The organism is Maridesulfovibrio frigidus DSM 17176 (genome assembly GCF_000711735.1).
GTDB lineage: Bacteria > Desulfobacterota > Desulfovibrionia > Desulfovibrionales > Desulfovibrionaceae > Maridesulfovibrio > Maridesulfovibrio frigidus.
Map to the genome: position 1 here is coordinate 18,802 of NZ_JONL01000007.1, position 19,808 is coordinate 38,609.

At 39.4% G+C, this 19,808-nt stretch carries 18 protein-coding genes and 1 other RNA gene; 5 read left to right on the forward strand and 14 right to left on the reverse strand.

The window, feature by feature from the left end; all coding sequences use genetic code 11:
• Together BR06_RS0113630 and BR06_RS0113640 are read right to left on the reverse strand one after the other, a co-directional pair.
• Positions 1-1,002 (reverse strand): extracellular solute-binding protein, encoded by a 1,002-nt coding sequence (locus BR06_RS0113630; protein WP_031483971.1) that lies wholly within the window; start codon positions 1,000-1,002, stop codon positions 1-3.
• A gap of 589 nt (positions 1,003-1,591) precedes the next feature.
• Complete coding sequence (locus BR06_RS0113640) at positions 1,592-1,873, reverse strand: peptidylprolyl isomerase (RefSeq protein ID WP_031483973.1); 282 nt, start codon at positions 1,871-1,873, stop codon at positions 1,592-1,594.
• Between the two features lie 91 nt (positions 1,874-1,964).
• On the opposite strand from BR06_RS0113640, the gene BR06_RS20350 reads away from it, so the two are divergent.
• A complete protein-coding gene (locus BR06_RS20350; RefSeq protein ID WP_156952711.1) occupies positions 1,965-2,153 on the forward strand; it encodes a hypothetical protein in 189 nt (62 codons plus the stop codon).
• A 156-nt stretch (positions 2,154-2,309) separates the two neighbouring features.
• On the opposite strand, the gene BR06_RS0113650 is transcribed toward BR06_RS20350, so the two are convergent.
• On the reverse strand, positions 2,310-2,621 hold the full coding sequence (locus BR06_RS0113650) for a HigA family addiction module antitoxin (RefSeq protein ID WP_031483976.1): 312 nt from the start codon (positions 2,619-2,621) through the stop codon (positions 2,310-2,312).
• Between the two features lie 10 nt (positions 2,622-2,631).
• The gene (locus BR06_RS0113655) at positions 2,632-2,916 is read right to left on the reverse strand and encodes a type II toxin-antitoxin system RelE/ParE family toxin (RefSeq protein ID WP_031483978.1); all 285 of its coding nucleotides are present in this window, start codon (positions 2,914-2,916) and stop codon (positions 2,632-2,634) included.
• A gap of 316 nt (positions 2,917-3,232) precedes the next feature.
• Here BR06_RS0113655 and BR06_RS0113660 point away from each other — a divergent pair, with 316 nt between their 5' ends.
• Together BR06_RS0113660 and BR06_RS20960 are read left to right on the forward strand one after the other, a co-directional pair.
• A complete protein-coding gene (locus tag BR06_RS0113660) occupies positions 3,233-4,231 on the forward strand; it encodes a tetratricopeptide repeat protein (protein WP_051677104.1) in 999 nt (332 codons plus the stop codon).
• A gap of 23 nt (positions 4,232-4,254) precedes the next feature.
• Positions 4,255-4,716: a DUF1643 domain-containing protein gene (locus tag BR06_RS20960; RefSeq protein WP_031483982.1), complete on the forward strand. Its 462-nt coding sequence runs from the start codon at positions 4,255-4,257 to the stop codon at positions 4,714-4,716.
• Positions 4,717-4,723: 7 nt separating this feature from the next.
• Here the strand turns inward: BR06_RS20960 and BR06_RS0113670 are convergent, their stop codons facing one another.
• From BR06_RS0113670 to BR06_RS0113680, 3 genes are all read right to left on the reverse strand, one after another.
• A complete protein-coding gene (locus BR06_RS0113670; RefSeq protein ID WP_031483985.1) occupies positions 4,724-6,574 on the reverse strand; it encodes a site-specific integrase in 1,851 nt (616 codons plus the stop codon).
• 94 nt (positions 6,575-6,668) lie between these two features.
• Positions 6,669-7,028: a transfer-messenger RNA gene (gene ssrA / locus BR06_RS20150) on the reverse strand.
• A gap of 150 nt (positions 7,029-7,178) precedes the next feature.
• Positions 7,179-7,496: a hypothetical protein gene (locus tag BR06_RS0113680; RefSeq protein ID WP_051677105.1), complete on the reverse strand. Its 318-nt coding sequence runs from the start codon at positions 7,494-7,496 to the stop codon at positions 7,179-7,181.
• Between the two features lie 195 nt (positions 7,497-7,691).
• On the opposite strand from BR06_RS0113680, the gene BR06_RS0113685 reads away from it, so the two are divergent.
• Positions 7,692-7,895: a hypothetical protein gene (locus tag BR06_RS0113685; protein ID WP_031483989.1), complete on the forward strand. Its 204-nt coding sequence runs from the start codon at positions 7,692-7,694 to the stop codon at positions 7,893-7,895.
• Here BR06_RS0113685 and BR06_RS0113690 read toward each other — a convergent pair.
• From BR06_RS0113690 to map, 7 genes are all read right to left on the reverse strand, one after another.
• Entirely contained in the window at positions 7,892-9,283 is a 1,392-nt protein-coding gene (locus BR06_RS0113690; protein WP_051677106.1) for a response regulator, read from the reverse strand. The two genes, BR06_RS0113685 and BR06_RS0113690, sit on opposite strands and share 4 nt — an antisense overlap.
• A gap of 183 nt (positions 9,284-9,466) precedes the next feature.
• Positions 9,467-10,219, reverse strand: coding sequence for a DUF4198 domain-containing protein (locus BR06_RS0113695; protein ID WP_031483993.1), 753 nt, complete (start codon positions 10,217-10,219; stop codon positions 9,467-9,469).
• Positions 10,220-10,245: 26 nt separating this feature from the next.
• Positions 10,246-10,875: a hypothetical protein gene (locus tag BR06_RS0113700; RefSeq protein WP_031483995.1), complete on the reverse strand. Its 630-nt coding sequence runs from the start codon at positions 10,873-10,875 to the stop codon at positions 10,246-10,248.
• 268 nt (positions 10,876-11,143) lie between these two features.
• Positions 11,144-12,544 (reverse strand): outer membrane beta-barrel protein, encoded by a 1,401-nt coding sequence (locus tag BR06_RS0113705; RefSeq protein WP_031483998.1) that lies wholly within the window; start codon positions 12,542-12,544, stop codon positions 11,144-11,146.
• A gap of 144 nt (positions 12,545-12,688) precedes the next feature.
• Positions 12,689-13,102 carry a hypothetical protein gene (locus tag BR06_RS0113710; protein ID WP_031484000.1) on the reverse strand — a complete coding sequence of 138 codons (414 nt, stop codon included), beginning with the start codon at positions 13,100-13,102 and terminating at the stop codon, positions 12,689-12,691.
• Between the two features lie 4 nt (positions 13,103-13,106).
• Positions 13,107-15,422 carry an ABC transporter substrate-binding protein gene (locus tag BR06_RS19835; protein ID WP_051677107.1) on the reverse strand — a complete coding sequence of 772 codons (2,316 nt, stop codon included), beginning with the start codon at positions 15,420-15,422 and terminating at the stop codon, positions 13,107-13,109.
• Positions 15,423-15,539: 117 nt separating this feature from the next.
• Positions 15,540-16,334, reverse strand: a complete 795-nt coding sequence (gene map / locus BR06_RS0113720) for a type I methionyl aminopeptidase (protein ID WP_031484004.1) — start codon at positions 16,332-16,334, stop codon at positions 15,540-15,542.
• A gap of 220 nt (positions 16,335-16,554) precedes the next feature.
• On the opposite strand from map, the gene BR06_RS19840 reads away from it, so the two are divergent.
• Entirely contained in the window at positions 16,555-19,776 is a 3,222-nt protein-coding gene (locus tag BR06_RS19840) for an ATP-binding protein (RefSeq protein WP_051677109.1), read from the forward strand.
• Positions 19,777-19,808: the final 32 nt, after the last annotated feature.

Here is a 19,808-nt window from a genome sequence, read left to right on the forward strand (position 1 = left end):
TTATTTGTATCCGGCTCTATCCATCAGCTTGATAGCTTCTGCCTGATATTCACCGTATTTGGATACGTTCATAGGATTACCTTTGAATTTTCCCCAAGTTTCAACAATCGGGTCTGGCTTAACTTCTGGGTTAACAGGGTATTCCATGTTCAGAGATGCAAATTTACCTTGAGCTTTGTCAGAGGAAAGCCATTCAAGCAGCTTAACAGCTTCTTTTTTGTGCTTAGCATTTGCAGTCACGCCTGCTCCGGAAACATTCGTGTGAACGCCGCTTGTTTTCTGATTAGGCCAGAATATAGCGAGCGGGAGATCTGGATTCTTCTTGAGAAGACGGCCGAAATAATATGTGTTGACTATTGCAACATCACCAACGCCAGCAGCAACCGCTTCAAGAGCTTTGGTGTCGCTGGAGAAAGGAGCTACAGACAGATTAGCCACCCATGATTTAACAATTTTTTCCGTTTCAGCTTCACCTTTGTCGGCGATAATAGATGCTACGAGAGACTGGTTGTAAACTTTTTTAGATGTTCTGAGCAAAAGACGTTTGTTCCATTTGGCTTCGCCGAGAGCTTCATAGGTGCTCAGTTCCTCAGGGGAAACTTTGTCTTTATTATATACGATAGTACGAGCGCGTACAGAAAGACCAACCCAACGGTTCTGGGGATCTCGAAGATGCGAAGGTACGTTCTTTTCAAGAATAGCAGAATTAATCGGGGTTAGAATTCCTTCCTCTGCAGCATGCCAAAGGTTTCCTGCATCTACTGTGATAAACAGGTCGGCCGAAGTGTTGGTGCCTTCCGCTTTGATACGCTCGAGAAGTGCTCCTGCTTTACCTGTGATGTATTTTACTTTTACTCCAGTTTCGGCAGTATATGCTTCAAACAGAGGTTTGATAAGGTGTTCTTTGCGTGCAGAATAAACAATAACATCTGCAGCAAAGGCTGACGCAGACCATGCTGCAACCATAATAGCGGTGATAGCGAGGGTGATAAGTTTTTTCATATTTTTCTCCGTTGTTTTACTAGTCTCTTGTTGATGTTGAAAGTGAATCTCAATAACAAGTAAGGATGTCGTTTGGCTTTGTCAACGAAATTATACTAAAAAGGTATGAATTTGTTAGAATGCAGATTAAAAATGACTGTTCGGCTAAATAACTTAGGATAGAATTTTAGTAGATTGTAGCAAGCCAAAAACTTAAAAAAAGCTATTGTGGTGAGTTTTCCCCATACTTACCGAGTAATTACGTAAAGCTTCAAAACATGTGAAAAACTAATCGTTAGGAATTGTCTATATCTCCGATCAACCGATCAAAATCTGATACAAAAAGCCTATCCTGAATAATGCGATATTTTTCGAATTCTGATTCGGCGTGAAGCTTGGCATTAAGCGGATTACCGTTGCAGAGTGGCGGCCTGCGGAGGTTGGAGACAGGAACGCCATCAAAAGCGACCCTGCTCCTGCAGATGCTGCGGGGACCGGGATGTCCTGTGAGTGGATAGAGGATGTTTTTGCTGAAGAGAGTGTGTAACTCTATAAAGAATAAAGCCCCGACTAAGTCGGGGCTTTATTCTTTATAGCGGTGAAGAGTTGTTTAGTCTTCGCGGCTATCGATGATCAGCAGGTGGTAACCGAACTGTGTTTTTACGGGGCCATGAACTTCGCCAACGGCTTCATTGAACACAACGGTATCAAATTCCGGGACCATCTGGCCGGGGCGGAACTCACCGAGACCGCCACCCCGCTGACCGGAAGGACAGCTGGAGTGTTTTTTTGCCAGTTCACCAAAGTCTGCGCCGTCCTGAATTTGTTTTTTCAGGTCCAGACAGGTCTGTTCATCACTAACCAAAAGATGGCGTGCAGTTGCTTTTGTCATGTACGTACTCCTGTAAGTTTTAATATAAAAATTTTAATTAACCTTGTAGTCTTGCCATTGCGATTTAATGCGTCGCAAAAAATGACCTTGCATGAATACGCAAGGACTGCAAGATGAAATACTGCATGCATACCTTTCAGATCAATCCGGTCCGCGAATTCAACCAACGTGCGCACGTCGAATTGCGAGAATTACAGGTGGAGTACCAGTTATCGGTTATCTTTATCAACATCACGCACCAACCGATCAAAATCCGACACAAAAAGCCTATCCTGAATGATACGATATTTCTCAAATTCTGATTCGGCATGAAGCTTGGCATCTAGCGTGGTTACTTTACCACTACCTTGCAAGATTGTATGGTCGATTGAAATTTAAAAAGCCGAGGCTATCCAAAAGGATAATCTCGGCTTTATTCTATCCAATTACAAAAAAATCAAGCACACAAATGAAGCTCTTCACATGTCCGCACTTCCCTATCAATTCGGACAACAAGCTTATCATCCTTCGCAACTTCAAGATCATACCGCTGCTGAATATTTAACCAAAACTGCGGAGTTGTCCCAAAAAACTTAGCTAACCGCATGGCGGTATCTACGGTGATACTTCTCTGTCCCTTCACCACCTGTCCGACGCGCTGCGCCGGAACACAAAGAGCCGTAGCAAGCTTATTGCGGCTTAATCCTAATGGTTCCATGAATTCTTCCAGTAAAATTTCACCGGGATGAACTGGACTAAAATCTGCCATATTTATCTCCCTAACTGTGATAATCAGTTACTTCCACCTGTGAAGCGTGGTCCATTTCCCAGACAAAACAAATTCGGTACTGATTATTAATTCTTATACTATATTGTCCGGCTCTATTGCCTTTCAAAAGTTCAAGCCGATTGCCCGGAGGAACTTTTAAGTCTTTAAGATCATGAGTCGAATCAATTTGAATTAGTTTCTTATAAGCCGCTCTAGCTAGCTGATTAGGGATAATCCGCGAATACTCACGCTTAAACAGCTTCTCTGTTTCACGATTCTTAAATGACTTAATCATGAATCAAATGTATAACGCGTAAGGTATCACGTCAAGCGTTACGTTGAGGTTTATCTTTTAGATTTATGACCCGCCTCAGGTGGACAAGTGGATTGAGAAAAAGAAGGGGGTATAGACTGGTGGTACTGTTGTCTATTGGGAGCTAAGCCTAAGTAAACAGAGTGCCGATTTAAGGATTTTTTAATCCCAGATGAACGTAGATTCAGTTCGGCAGAAGTGGCCAAAATAGGTGTAGCGTAAAATTACAGTTTTACATGCACTTAAGATTTATGGCATAAGCTAGGCTCATTTTAATTTTAGAAATAAGGAAAAATCTGTGAGATTTATAAAAAAGCTATTGTTCGTACTTGTGCTGTTAACTATTTTCTTAGGGGGGATAACTTCTTTAGGAGTAGCATCAGATGAATTCTCTGAAATAGTGCAGAATGCAAACCAAGGAAATGCTGAAGCGCAGTTAAGTTTAAGTGTTATTTATTACCTTGGAGAAAAAACACCTAAGGATTATAAAAAAGCATTAACTTGGGCAACTAAATCTGCTGAACAAGGGGATGCTCAAGCACAGTATAATTTAGCTCTTATATATTCTTTAGGAAATGGAACACCTAAAGATTATAAAAAGGTAATATATTGGATTACTAAATCTGCTGAGCAAGGGTATGCTCCTGCACAGTTTGAGTTAGGTACTCTTTATAACTATGGAGAAAAAATACCTAAGGATTATAAAAAAGCATTCACTTGGTATTCTAAATCCGCAGAACAAGGAAATGCCAAAGCACAGTTCAATTTAGCTGTTATGTATAGCTCAGGAAAAGGAATACCTAAGGATATTAAAAAAGCATTCACTTGGACTATTAAATCTGCTGAACAAGGGTATGCTAAGGCACAGTATAATTTAGCTATTATGTATAGCTCAGGAAAAGGAATTCCTAAGGATCTTAAAAAAGCATTAACTTGGGCAACTAAATCTGCTGAACAAGGGGATGCTCAAGCACAGTATAATTTAGCTATTATGTACCATTTCGGAAAAGGCATTCCTAAGGATTATAAAAAAGCATTCACTTGGTATTTTAAATCTGCAGAGCAAGGATATGCTAGAGCACAGTTTAATTTATCTCTTATGTATGAATTAGGGGAAGGGGCACCTAAGGATTACAAAAAAGCATATGCTTGGTATTCTATTGCTCAAGCTAATGGAGAAAAAAAAGCAGTTAATCTTTTAAGTGAGCTAGAAAGTAAAATGACATCCCAGCAAATATCTGAGGCTCAAGTTGAAGCAGGTAAGTTATGGAAAAAGATAAACTCTAAAGATAATTAGGGATAAGAAACGACCTAAAAAATATGAAAAAAACAGCAATAATATCAGAATGCGGTTATTATCGTTATGAGCTTAGGCGGGAATGGGATAACTTATTACCCACAGTATTGTTCATATGCCTAAATCCATCCACTGCAGACAATGAAACTGACGATCCTACATCTAGGGTTTGTATCAATTACGCAAAAAGGTGGGGGTATGGATCGTTAACTATTGCCAATCTATTTGCATATCGATCTACAAATCCAGATATTCTGTCCACAGTAAATGACCCTGTTGGCCCTAAAAATGATGCCCACCTAAAGCGTTTGATAAAAGAGTCTGACGAGGTCATTTGTGCATGGTCTAATGATGGTGGTTTATACAAGCGAGACCAAGACGTTTTGCCGTTAGTCTCCAATCCAAAATGCTTAGTGAAGTTAAAGAGTGGAAAACCGGGACACCCTCTCTATAAAAGTCGTAACCTTGCCCCAGTTCCTTTGTAAAAAATGACTATTTAATTACATACTTAGACTTTACCAAATGATCTAAATCAAGTTTTTTATCAAAGGTGATTTTGCAAACTATTTCATTGTAAACGGTTTGAATATTGTAGGCCTTACCATATCTGTCCATGGTCATTGTCCCATATGAGTGACCATCAAATTCGTGTAATAGCGGGAGGTTGACCATTTTTTGCTTTAGGTGGTCGATTAATGTGTGTCTAAAGCTGTGGAAGTCTTTTTTGGTGCCATCAGTCGGCATTTCAATGTCACAACTGAGTTTAAAGCCCCGTGTCTTTCCGTCACCATGACCATTAAACCAACGGCTAACATTTTGCCCATATCCATCACGTCCGTATGGAAGTTCTGGAAACAATCTTCTTTTTTCTTGTTTTTCTAAAAGTTGTTTGTATTTTGGTAGGTTGAGAGTCGAGGCTAAAAATGGATGCAGTGGAATAGTTCTTCGGGAATTTTTATTTTTAACCTTTTTGTCTTTTCCGTCGTTGATGTTGATTACCCAGATGCCCGTTGCTTCGTCCTGATAGAGGTCCGTTAAGTACAACTGGGCTATTTCAGTTTGGCGCATTCCCGTAAACAAGGCAATAAGCGGTGTCCAGAACATGAACGGGTGTAAGAAACTATCTGTTTTGTACTGTTCGGAATGAAACATTTTTTCAAGATCATCTTGGGTGAATACTGCACGTAGCTCTGAGTCCTTTTCAACGGTAGAAATTTCAATATTTTCAGCAGGGTTCGTGCTCATGTACTCAAGTTTAACTGCAAATTTTAGCAATGATGACAACCTATTCAGATTTTTATTTACCGTTGTGATTGACATTGTCTTGGTCACTTTCATTTTGATGAGTTCAGCAATCGTCTTGGTCCGATATTCTTTTATTTTTTTACGGTTTGCAGGAAGCTTTGTCAGTGCGTCCCGAAATTCCGCAACCAGATGATAATGGATCTGGGAACAATCAATACTTCTGCCCGCAAATTCTAAAAAGTTGTTGTAGCAGGAGATATTCTCTCGTTTTGATTTGTCTGACCAGCGCCCTGTGTGTTCGCGGTCCTTTATATATTCTTCAATCGCTTGAGTTAGTGGAACACTTCGCGTCTTGATATCAGTATTTTGTTCACTTGAGTTGTTAACAGGTGCTGATTGTGTCCCAGATGATTTTTCATGTAAAATTTGTTGGTATATTTCTGGGATGGCAGGATTTTTGCCTTGTTTACGCTCAAGGATAAATCTACAGGCATCGAGATTAGCCAACGATAATTCATGCAAAAAACTGCCTGTTAAGCATTCTTCAGGAACTATAAATGGAAAGTTATATATTCGTGATGTGTTTTTAGTTTTTTCTTTAGGACTTTCTGTTCCTGATAATGCTTCACAAAATGCGGCATCAGGTGGCCCAGATAGAAGCGTTTTTACAATATCATACTTACGACTAGTGTGATCCTTCATACATGCAGTGAAGAGCTTTTTTTCAAAATCATTCCTGTCATCGTCCAGTATTTTGTCCGCTATGTTTGGGGACATCCATTTTCGTTCTTCTGGAAAGTCAAGGTATTCAGCATCGAGAAAATCGTCTTGTTGTTTCAGAATAGCGTAAAAAAGATTTGATATTAGCTTCCTCTTTTCAAATTCTGAAAGGGTTGTGTCTACCATGATTGTTTTAACCTCGGATAGGAATTGTTCAAATTTTATATTTAATAGCAAAGACTTGCGTCTTGCTTCAAGCATATTTCCTGTTTTGAGCGTTTTTTTTATTTCACGCTGGCCGAGGTATGGGCGCAATTTAGCTGGAACTGATTTACGGAAATGGTAGGTGTTACCCTGAAGGCACAAAAAAAGGCTCATGAAACATCCTCTTTGTACTAGCTTATGTACTAAAGCTGGTACTGGATATGTCATGAACCTTTTTTCTTTGAAAATCTCAATGATTTCAATGGGATGGTGGAGGCGGGGGGAATCGAACCCCCGTCCGGGAATGCTCCACTAAGACATCTACAGGCATAGTCCAGGTATTGTTTCTCACCCTCATGGACGCCCCTGAACAGGCAACATGTGGGCCAGCGCGTGCTAGGTTCTCACTGCTTTCGGGACGTGCAACCGAAAACTAGCCAGCCTGATAATTTTTGTTGTCAATGCAGATATCAGACATCAAAGCAATGACATAGCGGCTTAATTAAGCTGCTAGTGCGTAATCGTAATTGTCATTTGCAATTATGATTGTGCCGCTTTTTACGAGGCCAGCGGCGCCTCGACCTGCAGCCTTAGCTTCTCTCATCCCCGTCGAAACCAGTGCGCCCCCATTTCATAGAACTCTTCTTGCTTATATTATAAGTCATTAAGAAGAGGATGCAATAGCTCGGTGAAAATAAATCACCGAAATCTATGCAAGAAGTCAGTAGAACTATATCATTGCTCAGTCGATGGCAAGGATCTTAGGCGTTAAAAATAATTATTCCCAGCCGTCTTTGCAAGGTCCGCAAAGGTGTGAACATAGCGAACTTGAAATCGGATTGAATCCGCCTTTTTTTACCTGTCCGGTTAAGGTGTTTTTACAAACGTATTCAATTTCATATTCGCAGATCCAATTTGCAAGCACGTCGCCGTTTACATCTGAGCAAACCACATTTGCAGCTCCAAAATCGATCCTATCTTCGATGCAGACAGCGCCACCTTTGCATTTATAAGTCTCTTTTTCTGCAAATGCGCACGTTGAGATCAGTACTATTAAAAAAGCTAAGAGTAATACCCAAGGTAAGATTAATCTCATAAAAGCTCCTAAATTTCATCGTTGCGAGTAAAGTGAATATCACTTCGTATGGCGATTTAAGGCACAAAATTATAATTTGCTCGAACTATTGTAACCATCAAAGAGTATATTATATCTATATCATTAACACTTTCTTGTCATGCAACAAAGTGTTAATAGCTGTGCATTGAAAACAACCTGAAAATGGAGAAACTTATGGAATTCCCTTTTAAATTTTATCTCTACGAAGATAACGCTTATATATATGATATGAATCAAAAACGGATATTTCAGATGGGTGTTGAAGAGAGTGGAGACGTAGAGCAGGATGTTGAAGCTCTAATTCTTGATTCTGGAGAAGAGGTCAGCAAAGAGAAAGCTTGGGAAGTTTCCGGACTGGATACTCTCGGAGAATCCTAACTGCAGACAGCCAGACTAAATTCTTTCGGCTGGCAAGGGTCATTGACTACCAGCGATTCAAATGTCTTAACGCATTCAGGACAAAATTGGGTGCCGGAGTTTTGAGTTATGATACGTATGCCTTTATCGTGACTCATTGCCTTTCTGTATGGGCGATCTGTTGTGAGCGCGTCATATACATCCGCAACTGCAATAATTCGCGCCCAAAGTGGGATTTCATTCCCCATAAGTCCATTAGGATATCCTTGCCCATCCATTCTTTCGTGGTGATGCAATACTGCTGGAATAATATCTTCCATACTTGGAATGGGTTGCAGTATTTCCGCTCCTAAGATCGGATGTTGTTTAATTAGCATATATTCCTGGTCGGTCAGCGCGCCCGGCTTTAATAGAACATCATCCCTAATTCCTATTTTCCCGAGATCATGCAGTCGTGCTGCAAAGGCTATTCTTTCTAGGTCATGTGAGTTGAATGACATTTGTTGCGCAATTTTAACTGAAATATCAGCAACAGTGTCAGAGTGGCCTCGAGTATAAGGGTCGCGTGCTTCAAGAGCTTGAATTAGGCTTGTTATGCTGCCCAGAATCAGTGTGCGCTCAATCTTGAGCTGTTCACGTTGCTGTAGCAGCATTCTAAAATGATCGCTCAAGAGTTTTTCGGCCGTAATGACAAGCTGGTCTATATTGAACGGTTTGACTAGAAAGGCGGAAGCCCCTTTATGAAGTAACTCGCGCATAGTCCTGCGGTCACCTCCAGAACTCATTATGATGAATGGAGTACTGGCTAGATCAGGATTCTTTTGGGATTTTTCACAGAACTCAATACCATCCATGATGGGCATATTAATGTCAGACAGGATCAGATCAGGTCTGTTTTTAACAGCCATTTCGTAGGCATCGGCCCCATTTTTTGCAGTAATTACTTTAAAGCCAGCTTCGGTCAGGCCAAACGATACTACTTTTATAATGTATTTGGAGTCATCAACTACAAGAATGAGTTTGTCGCGAAGTATTTTCGATCTATCCAGTATCTCTTGAACATATGGAAAAAGTTCTTTGCTTGCATTATTTTTTGTAATGTATGCTGCAGCACCGGCCTGAAAACCTTTTTCTATTTGCTCATTCTTTTCATTGGTGGAGAGAATTATAACGGGAGTGGTTTGTGTACTTGGGTTCTTCTTTATTTCAGCGCAGAGTTGGTAGCCGTCCATCTTAGGCATCATGACATCAGTAATAACCAAATCAAATGATCTTTCACGTATACAATTAAGCCCCTGAAGGCCATCGACCGCTTCAGTAACATCTATATTTCTGTTTCTGAGTTGTAATCCCAGTACAGATCTAATGGTTTTGCTGTCATCAACAATTAAGACATGCGGTTTACGCATTAATTCTCCAAATTGAAGTATTTTTAGAAGAAACTTAATTCACCCTGATTTAGTATGTTAACCCCTTGCAATATTGAGCATAGAAAGAGTTACCTAAGTTTAAATAAAAGTAAAGGGCTGACTGAATATCTGCCCTTTACTATTCGAAATAATGCGATTTATTTATATAATTTATCTATTTGGTTAATATGCAATCATTTCAGTCCACAAAACTGCACCTAACTCTACACTTTTACCTTTAATTTTATAATCCGCATCATTCAGAGCAGCAAATCCCCACCAACCTGATTTAGGGCAAGTAAAAGTGAAAACACCGTTAGCATCACATAAAACTTCTTGCGTGACCATGCATTCGTGGGGTGCTTTTGTTTTAGAATTTTTATTGTAAAGTTCTACTTCTACTCGGCAATATGGGACCGGTTTACCGTCAAGGAGTACGACACCCTGAAAAACGTTTCCAGAATAATTGCCCCATGGGCGGGTAAGTGGAACAATTTCAGTTTTTACACCCAGTGGCTTGTTCCAATCTTCACCTTCATCAAAAGCAGATACAATTGTCTTAGTATAGTGAATTATGAAGTTATCTTCAGCAGGTTCAGGGTAGGGTGTTGGTTCCATGTAAAATGTATACATCCCTGGACGTTTAAAATTAAAAGATGTGGAAAAGGATTTATGACCGAGAAGTTTAGATTCCTTTAAAGAACTTAGCAGATCCGTTTCTTTGCCATCTTTATAAACACTGAATTTTTTCGGTTTCTCAAGGTCCATTCCGATTCCTTCAAATGGATGAGAAAAAGACAATTCAAAGTTAATTGTTTTTTTCGCAGGAGATACAATAGACGTTTCCGGAATTAACATTCCAAAATGAGCAAAAGCCGTTGCTGTCATACACAGTAAAGAAAACAAAGAGGCAGTAATTATGAGTGTTTTTTTCATTTTTAATCCTGTTGTAAATTAAAAAACTATTTTTTCCTTGAAGTAAGGAATGCCGCTATCCCAAAAAAACCTAAAATATATCCGATACCTGCAAAAATATCTTTTGCCGCAGGACCATCCTGTCTTTGGTCAAGAATGATCCTTTTCAGAGCATCAACTTTTAAATTTAATTCCTCAATTTGAGCACTTATATGAGATATGTTTATGTTGGAGCTATCAAATTCTATTGCTTCAGTTGCGTTTTTTTTAACTTCCGGGGGGAGGGCCGATGTCGTTTCAGACGCGTTTGAAACTGTGGACTGCGGAAAGATATCTTCGGGGTTTAATATCCATTCATTTCGATGTCCTTCAGATGCGACAAGTACTATTTTAAGACCTGAGTGATCTTTGGTAATAGCTTTGGGAATAGGGAAGTTGAATGCGCCTGCATCGTTGGTATTACCTGTCAAAAGTTGCTTGTTTGTTTTTAAGCTGTAGACTTCAATTTTGCCATTATGAACGCGTTTGTCTTTTCTGAAATAGCTTTCGGTGTAGACTTCACTGTCAACGACATAGCCAAAAACAGAGACTTTATGTGCGTGAGCATATGAGGGGATGACTAGTGATATAACGATTAATATTGCTGGTATAAGTGGGATGATTGATCTTTTGTGCATTAATGATAACCCGTCTTTGTAGTTATTTATATAAAATTATTAACCGCAAGGTGATACGTATTAGAAAAACGTATACAGTCTCAAATAGGGCAAGTCAACACCATTTGAAAAAAACGTAGTGTGTTTTTTTAAATGAATGGAGTTGAACAATTAGGATCAGGATAACAAATAGAAGAATCTCAAAAAGGACTGATTAGCCCATTTTGAGAATAGCGGATTTTGGAATTGGCAGAAAAAATGAATTGAATAATATTGCACAACTATGATGTCAGTTGAATGTATAGCCGAAGTTTATTGTAGTATTTAAAAATCCGTCGGGATCATGAGCCTTAGTGCCGAAGGTTTTAAGATATCTTACGTCAGATCCAATGGTGAACCCTGAGTCAAATTCGTAAAGGAACCCAAGGCCTCCGCCGGCAACAGGTGCACCGTCAGAAAGTCCGAATTCTGTCGCAGGGAAATCAAAAAAGGTATAACCGCCATGAGCCGCTATGTATGGTGAAAAACTTGAATCCGCATAAAATCTATAAAGCAATGACCCTGTAAAGCTGTATGTCATAAAGCTTTTAGATTTATAATCGTATGAAGTTCCATTCGTTGCATTAGATGAAGCTGCAATTGTCCCAGACGCACCGGAAGTTCCACTTATTAATAGATCGCCACCAAGACCTAACCCAGAAGGAAAGAAGTGCCGAACACCAAGTCCTCCGCCGGGCCCAAAGGAAGAGTAGGGCACATCTGACTTTTGTTTAGTTGTATACTGGGTTCCCAAAGAAGCTCCGACAAATGTTTCGGATCTTTTCTTGGAAGTGAAGAATCCTTTATTCTTTTTAATTGGAGACCTCTTACTTACGCGAACCGCTAATTCCTGTTCTTCTCGAGCTATGTCTCCAGCTTGCTTCATGCTTGAAGCTTCTTCACCTGCAATCGCAAAAGGGGCAGCTGTGGACGCAGAAGTTGTGTCATATTGAGCTTCAGATTCAGGCGTAGCTGCATATGGTAGAGTCGCTACAGGGGCCGGCCTGCTAGGCCAAAAACCAAGCTGCTGCGGCTGGTGTTGAACTTGAACATATCTAACAGCAGGAGCCTTGTATGATTGTCTTGGAGGAGGCGCATCGAAAATTTGCTGAGGTGCGCGTTCTTCCGTTAATTGAGGCTTAGGTTCAGATAATTCGGAGATTATTTCCTGTGCATCAGGTTTATTTGCGTCGGCAACTTCTTCAGATGCGCTTTGTTCGTTTGGAGTAGAATCCATTGAAGGATTTATTGTAGTCTCTTCCGCTGACTTCTGGTCTAAAGGCTGAGACTCCACTGGAGCTGGATTGTCTGGCTCACTAACTTTAAAAGCTACCCCGGCAGCAACAAGCTTTTCATTTAAATTAGCACCATCAAGAATTACATTTGCTTCTATTTCATTCTTGGAAATGTTTTTAACAGTCTTAACAGTAACATCTTTCATTAAAGCTATATTACTAGTCTCAAGCTGGGCTTTTGCAGCATCAACATGTGAGGATTGTTTGATTTGAGAAATATGAACTTTTATAGGATCTGTTCCATCCTTAAGAATGATCAGTGAAGTTGCGCTATCCACTGCCACAACTTTTCCCTTCCACGCAAACGCGGAGAAAGGGATTGTCATAAGTATTATAAAAACTATAAGAATTTTCATTTTTACTGATCGCTTATTTTTAAAATTTACTGTCCATATATTTAATCGGCAATGATCATATATTCTTAACAGCTAAAAGCTTTAGAATAAAACTTAAATTTAAATAATAAGATCTGTCAGGATTAAAAACGTTAAATAATCAAATTATCTCCAGCCAATAGGTTCATAGCCTTTTTCTCTCAAGCATTTTTCTACAAAATTACGGTACACGCCGTCAGTGTTGTCTTTAACGGCTCCGCCAACAGCTCCACCAGCTGATCCACCAGCAGCACCGGCAAGAGCGGATGTTCCTGGGCTACCAGTCACAATTCCAATTCCTAATCCTATTGCTCCACCTATAAGGCCACCTTTTAGTCCTGATGACGCACTGCTTTTACCTCGTGAAGCTTTACCGACACTGTCATCGGCCGATTGCAAGCAAGCTTTAATATCCTGATCTGTGCGGGCTTTTCCAACTTTTTCTGAGTGAGCATTTGGGTATACAGCAGGCTTTTTTGCACAGGCAGGGACGGCGCAGATAAGCAACAACACGGCAATTGAGATGACTTTGCGAAACATATAATTATCCATTTTTTATAGGTATTGATCGAATTCTAGGAAGCTTTATTGAAAATTTAGTCCCTTTTCCAACTTCTGATTCAACTTCAAATAATCCTTTATGATTCTGAGTTATAATGAAGTAAGAAACGGAAAGTCCAAGTCCTGTTCCAGAGCCGGGTAATTTGGTTGTAAAAAAAGGCTCGAAAACTCTTTTACGAACATCTTCCGGCATTCCCGGACCATTATCCTCTACTTCTATAATAATAAACTCTTTTTCAACTTTAGTGCGCAAAGTTAATTTTGGAGATCTTTGATGAGATATTTCATACATGGCGTAGGCTGCATTTTTTATTAAATTGAGTAGAACTTGTTCAATTTCAGTCTTAAAACAACTAACCATGTGCGATTCTTCTGCATAATCCCTAATTATTTGCGTATGCTTAAAGTCATACTTTTTGATTAAATCATAATCACATGAGACGATATCAATAGTATCTTCAAATATACTGTTCAGATCACATGAAGTTCTTCCTGAATCGCTGCGCCTGCTGAACTCAAGCATATTTTTTACAATTTCAGCTGCTCGTTCTCCAGAGGACTGAATACCTCTAATCATCCTTAGCACGCCTCTTTGTTCAAGATAAGAATTTATGTCTTCGAAAGTACATCCAACATCCGAGGCAATTTTCGTATTATTTTTGTAGTCCGGAGAAAGTCTTCTGAGAATATTTTGGGATCCATGCAAGATCCCCGCTAAAGGATTGTTGATTTCATGCGCCATGCCTGCAGCAAGGCCACCAACTGAGATCATCTTTTCTGTTTGTATCAAAATTTCCTGAGTTTTAACCTTTTCAGTCATATCGATTAAAGACGCAACCCTATCGGTTGATCCACTTATTAAATCGATATATACATGGATATTTTTAAACTCTCCATCGGCAGAAACAAATTTGAAGTCATACCTATTAGGTACGGACTTTGAGTCTCTAGATCGAGCCTCGTGATAGCGGCATATACGATGAATATCTTCATCCGCAACGAAGTCCTTAAGCGTTATGGTCTTTTCAATGTCTTCTCTTTTACGACCATATAAAATCGCAAAATTATCATTACAGTGTTTAATGAGCATATTTTCATTAATTATAATTGTTGCTGCGCCAGTATTTTGGAATAGACTTCGGTAATATTGTTCACTTTTCTTTAATCTTTCTTCAATATCTATCCGTGTATTAACTTCTATTTTTAATTTTCGGGTAAGAGCTAACATAAAGAACAAAATGACAACAAATAACAAGAACAACAGGGAAATGTAAGTGACCGTATTTTTTTCTATTTCATAACGACCGACATTTGGATCAAAAAAGAAATTACTAAAGTCCTCAGAATTAGATATCATTTCTAAATCTTCGAAGCTGTTGGCGATAGATTGCCATCTTCCAGGATTCGTATGGCCAATTTTTACAAGATCAGCAGAAATCAGTTCTTTAACTTTTCCGGCCTCGTAAATTAAATGGTTTTTAGATTTTAAAGATCCGAATTTATTTATTATTATTTCAATTAATTCAGACTGATGTTCTAAAGCATACTTCCAACCTTTAAGGCTTGCTCTAACAAATCTTCTAACTTGGTCAGGATTTTTTTTAGTCCGTTTTAGAGATGTAAAAAGGCTATCCCCATAAAAATCAACGCCATACGTAGATGGGTAAATCGTTGAATACGGAATATTATTAATATTAAGATAATAAGGTTCATTAGTAATATAGGCCGCAATAATATCAATATCTGGGTCTAAATAATCTTCAGGAGATGCATATTTATCTATCAAGTCAATTTCGTTAAGTGAGATTTCTTCGCGTTGTAGCATAGACCTGAGTTCAATATCTTGTGATGCTGAATTCATAAGAACTTTTTTTCCAAAAAAACCATGGGGACTGTGAACCAGTGGGGATGTTTTAGATAGGAAAACCAATGGTGAATGTTGAAAAATTGAAGATAAAAGAACAACAGGTTTACCTTTTAAATAGTGGAGTAGAAGCTCAGAGTTAGTGACTCCGAAATCAGCACTGCCATTAAGAACTTGGTCTACAGGATTGAATTTTAGGTCACGTTCAAGAATAGTAACATCAAGCCCTTCGTCCTCGTAAAATCCTTTCTCTAGAGCAGCGTAGTATCCAGCGAATTGAAATTGATGAAACCACTTGAGCTGAAGAGTAACGCTTTCAAGCTTTTTATCTGCATAGGCCAGGTTTGTAAGTGAACAGGCGGAGAATAGCACAAAGATAAAAAACAACATGCAGTGCATTTGTTTTATAATAGTCCAAATTTTTAGACGAATCATATCTCTTTTATGCTTCAAGACTTAACCTTATAATTTTTATACTGATTTAATAACATCAATTTGAAGTTTATCAAAAATGAAACAAAAAGTGAAATCTAACAGCAAAATAATATTGAATCAATTTAAAGCCCACCCGTTACCGTCAGGATCACAGGTCAAAACTTCTGCGCCAGAAGATGTAATGGCAATGGTATGTTCAAAATGAGCTGAATTTTCCCCGTCTTTAGTGCAAATGGTCCAATGGTCCGGTTTTGTGTAAATCTTGTGCGTTCCAGTGTTTATCATAGGTTCAACAGCGATAACCATTCCTTCTGCCAATTTAAAGTCCGGGATTGCCCGAGTAGAATAATTTGGAACATCAGGACTTTCCCATAGTTCCCGCCCAATGCCGTGGCCGATAAGATCTCTAACAACTGAGTAACCGGCTTTTTGCGCAAAATCAGCCATTACTGTTGCAATGGATCTCCAGCTTACTCCCGGCTTGATCTTATCAATGGCAATACGCAGACAGCCTTCAGTTACATCTAAAAGACATTGCACATCATTGGAGACTTCGCCAATACCATATGAACAGGCGCAGTCTGAACACCAGCCGTTTAATTTTACCCCGATATCTATAGATACAAGATCTCCATCAGCTAAAACTCGCGAACCGGGGATACCATGCACTACTTCATCGTTTATAGATATACAGGAACCGGCAGGGTACGGGGTAACGCCTTGAACACCCTTAAATAAGGCAATTGCACCATTTTGGGTTATGAATGATTCAACTGCTTCATTAATCTCTGCAGTCGTTATTCCCGGCTTCATTAAGTCTCTAGCAACCATATGAGTTGCTTGAAGCAGAAGTCCGGCTTTACGCATCAAGGCTATATCGTCTTTTGATTTGATCGAAATTTTATTGCTCATGCGAAATAGAATAGAGCGACAGAGTATCGAAGTCAAAGAAGAAATTAAGGGGGACTGATTCACGGGAAGATTGGCTTGTTTATTAAATTATAATGAACTAAATTTTAAAACAACGACTTGCATTATTAGTTTTTTTAAATATAAGGTACAGTTTGATCTATTATTGTTTTATTTATGATTTTGTTGTTGTAAATTTTGAATTGTTTTTTGAGGGACTCTTATGTCATTATTTAAGTACTTTTTGGTTTTTTATATATTTTTCAGTGTCTATATCAATCCCTCATTGCTATTAGCCCAAAGTGATAACTCACCCGCAATTCGAACACTTAAGTCAGCCAGTGAATACAGTTATCCTCCATTCGCCATTGTTTTGCCAGATGGTAGTGCCGATGGCTTCTCTGTTGAGCTAATGAAAGCCGTTGTTAACCAGATTGGTTATGGCGTTAAATTTAAGGTTGGTCCGTGGGCAGAGCTGAAGCAACAACTCAAGGAAGGTGATTTGGACGTCCTTCCTTTGGTTTCCTATTCAAAAGAACGCGATAAGATATATGATTTCACCGTTCCATACCTCCGAATGCACGGAGCAATATTTGTTCGCAAAGGCGAGTCTTTGATACAAAGTGAAGCTGATTTGATCGGTAAGAAGGTTTTAGTTATGCGCGGAGATACGGCGCATGAATATGCCCTTAGGAAAAATCTGACGGACGAACTCATTTTAGTGGACTCATACGAAGAGGCCATGCTCCTCCTTTCAAAAGGGGATTATGATGCTGTTCTTGTTCAACGGGTTGCTGGTTGGCAAATACTTAATAAACTTGAAATAAAAAACGTTGAAGATATATCTTCAAAAGTCGATAAAACTTTAAAAACTGGGGCCGCACCATTAGTTGGATTTGAACAGAATTTTTGTTTTGCTGTTCATGAAGGAGATAAGGAACTTCTAGCTCAATTAAATGAGGGATTGTCCATTGTAATCTCAAATGGGATTTATGATGAATTGTATATCAAATGGTTTGGTCCTATCCTACCGAAAACATCTTATTCTATTACGGAAATACTCAAAGAAGTACTAATATTCGTTATCCCGGCCATGCTTCTTATGGCTTTGGGAGGTATTACATTTCTTAGAACACAAGTTAAAAAGAAAACTGCCAGCCTCAGGCAGGAAATAGAAAACCGCAAAGAAGCGGAAGATTTAGTTATAAACAGTCGTAAATGGATCCTGTCTTTATTAGATCATCTGCCAATGTCAGTTTTCCTTCAGAATAAAGAGCACAAAATTGTTTTTGCCAACGAGTATTACAGGCATCGTCATGGTGATTGTGATGAAGTTCCGTGTTTTGAGGCTGCGCATGGACGATCAAAAAAATGTGAAACATGCCCGACAATGGAAGTTTTGAATACAGGCCAAAGCACATCTTGGGAAAAAAAATATCCTGATGGAACTACCTTTTTGGCCCACGATGTTCCTTTTAAAGATGTTGATGGAACTCCACTTGTTCTTCAGGCCGCAATTGATATTTCTTCTCTAAAAAGTACAGAAGAGGCTTTACGCAAAAATAAAAACTTATATCTCACACTTATTAACAGTCTTCCTGATTATGTCATACGATTTGACCGTGATGGTAGGCATGTTTACGTATCTGAGAATGCAAGCGATTTGATTGATTTTCCTGTTGAGGAGTGCATTGGCAAGACGCATTCAGAACTAGGCTTTCCGAAAGAAGATTGTTCCTTGTGGAAAAGCTGGATAGAAGAGGCATTTACTTCTGAAAAACCGTTCGGAGCTCAATTTGTATTTGAAAGAAAAAACAAGAACATATATTTAGATTGGAGACTCGTTCCTGAGCGCGATTCTAATGGAGAAATGAAGACGCTGCTGTCAATCGGTCGTGATATTACGGAACAACGCCGTATTGAAAATGAATACCAAACCTTATTTCAAAAGATGTTGGATGGTTTTTCCTTGCATGAAATCATTTGTGATTCAGAAGGTAAACCAGTTGATTATCGTTTTCTGCAGGTAAATCCAGCTTTTGAAAAAATGACTGGACTGTCTTCGAGTAAAGTCATTGGTAAAACCATGTTGGAGATATTCCCCGAAGTTGAATCGTACTGGATCGATACTTATGGAAAAGTAGCTCTAACTGGTGAACCTGTTTTTTTTGAAAACTATTCAGTTCTAAGTGATAATTATTTCAATGTAACAGCTTTTAGTCCAGCTCCGAATCAGTTTGCATGTATTTTTAATGACATAACAGACCGTAAAAAAGCTGAAGACCAGTTGGTAGCGGCTAAGGAACAGGCTGAGCTGGCCAACCGGGGTAAGTCGGAATTTCTGGCCAACATGAGTCATGAAATACGCACTCCGCTTAATGGCATTATGGGTATGTTACAACTCCTCCTTATGACGGAATTGGACAAAGAGCAGACGGAGTATGCAAATTATGGTGTAGAAGCAAGCAAGAGGCTGACTAGGTTGCTTACTGACATCCTAGATCTGTCAAGAATAGAGGCTAATAAGCTAGACTTGCAAAATGAGAGCTTCAACCTTCATGACATGTTCATCGGGCTTGAACAGATGTTTTCACTAACAGCTGCGCCCAAGGGGCTTGATCTGCAATTAAGTGTATCTCCGTCAATTCCTCTTCAAATTAAAACAGACAGCACCCGCTTGCAACAAGTGCTAATCAATTTGATAGGTAACTCGATCAAATATACCGATAAAGGTTCGATTAAAGTTGAAGCAAGTGCTTTACCTTTAGCAGCTAATAATAAGTTACATATTCTCTTTACGGTCTCGGACACCGGAATTGGTATCCCTGAGGACAAGCTCGATTCAATCTTTGACCACTTCACTCAGGTTAGCGGTGGCTATACCAGGCACTATCAGGGGGCTGGACTTGGCCTCTCAATAGCTAAACGTGTCATCTCCCTCCTTAGGGGAAGCATGACGGTCGTAAGCGAGCTGGACAAAGGTACAACCTTCTATTTGAGTATTCCAGTTGAAACGATTGAAGAGCAACCTGATAAGACTAAAGCAGCTCTAACTAATCACGTAAGCAAAGGTATAAGCATTCTCTTGGCAGAGGATGATAAACTCAATAGATTAGCTACCGTTGGTATGCTTAAGAACATGGGACATACTGTGTTGACAGCAGAAAATGGAGAGCAAGCCCTTGAGCTACTGAAATCAGATTCCTTCGATCTAGTGCTTATGGATATACAGATGCCAGTAATGGATGGAGTGGCAGCTACTAAGGCTATTCGAAGGGGAGAGGCCGGAGAGGATAAGATTCATATTCCGATCGCTGCAATGACTGCTTTTGCCATGAAAGGCGATAGGGAGGCTTTTCTTCGTGCGGGAGTAAATGACTACATTGCAAAGCCACTGGAAGCCAATGATTTGGCTGAGCTTATAAGTAGAACAATCATTTCATAGAACGTAAAAAAGCCCTGCAAATGCAGGGCTTT

Bases quoted from the DNA above. Each gene is read 5' to 3' on its own strand.
- BR06_RS20960 (WP_031483982.1), top strand. From the start codon at position 4,255: ATGAAAAAAACAGCAATAATATCAGAATGCGGTTATTATCGTTATGAG.
- BR06_RS0113670 (WP_031483985.1), bottom strand. From the start codon at position 6,574: ATGAGCCTTTTTTTGTGCCTTCAGGGTAACACCTACCATTTCCGTAAA.
- BR06_RS0113650 (WP_031483976.1), bottom strand. From the start codon at position 2,621: ATGGCAGATTTTAGTCCAGTTCATCCCGGTGAAATTTTACTGGAAGAA.
- BR06_RS0113655 (WP_031483978.1), bottom strand. From the start codon at position 2,916: ATGATTAAGTCATTTAAGAATCGTGAAACAGAGAAGCTGTTTAAGCGT.
- BR06_RS0113705 (WP_031483998.1), bottom strand. From the start codon at position 12,544: ATGAAAATTCTTATAGTTTTTATAATACTTATGACAATCCCTTTCTCC.
- BR06_RS20350 (WP_156952711.1), top strand. From the start codon at position 1,965: ATGAATACGCAAGGACTGCAAGATGAAATACTGCATGCATACCTTTCA.
- BR06_RS0113695 (WP_031483993.1), bottom strand. From the start codon at position 10,219: ATGAAAAAAACACTCATAATTACTGCCTCTTTGTTTTCTTTACTGTGT.
- map (WP_031484004.1), bottom strand. From the start codon at position 16,334: ATGAGCAATAAAATTTCGATCAAATCAAAAGACGATATAGCCTTGATG.
- BR06_RS0113700 (WP_031483995.1), bottom strand. From the start codon at position 10,875: ATGCACAAAAGATCAATCATCCCACTTATACCAGCAATATTAATCGTT.
- BR06_RS19840 (WP_051677109.1), top strand. From the start codon at position 16,555: ATGTCATTATTTAAGTACTTTTTGGTTTTTTATATATTTTTCAGTGTC.
- BR06_RS19835 (WP_051677107.1), bottom strand. From the start codon at position 15,422: ATGATTCGTCTAAAAATTTGGACTATTATAAAACAAATGCACTGCATG.
- BR06_RS0113710 (WP_031484000.1), bottom strand. From the start codon at position 13,102: ATGTTTCGCAAAGTCATCTCAATTGCCGTGTTGTTGCTTATCTGCGCC.
- BR06_RS0113630 (WP_031483971.1), bottom strand. From the start codon at position 1,002: ATGAAAAAACTTATCACCCTCGCTATCACCGCTATTATGGTTGCAGCA.
- BR06_RS0113685 (WP_031483989.1), top strand. From the start codon at position 7,692: ATGGAATTCCCTTTTAAATTTTATCTCTACGAAGATAACGCTTATATA.
- BR06_RS0113680 (WP_051677105.1), bottom strand. From the start codon at position 7,496: ATGAGATTAATCTTACCTTGGGTATTACTCTTAGCTTTTTTAATAGTA.
- BR06_RS0113640 (WP_031483973.1), bottom strand. From the start codon at position 1,873: ATGACAAAAGCAACTGCACGCCATCTTTTGGTTAGTGATGAACAGACC.
- BR06_RS0113690 (WP_051677106.1), bottom strand. From the start codon at position 9,283: ATGCGTAAACCGCATGTCTTAATTGTTGATGACAGCAAAACCATTAGA.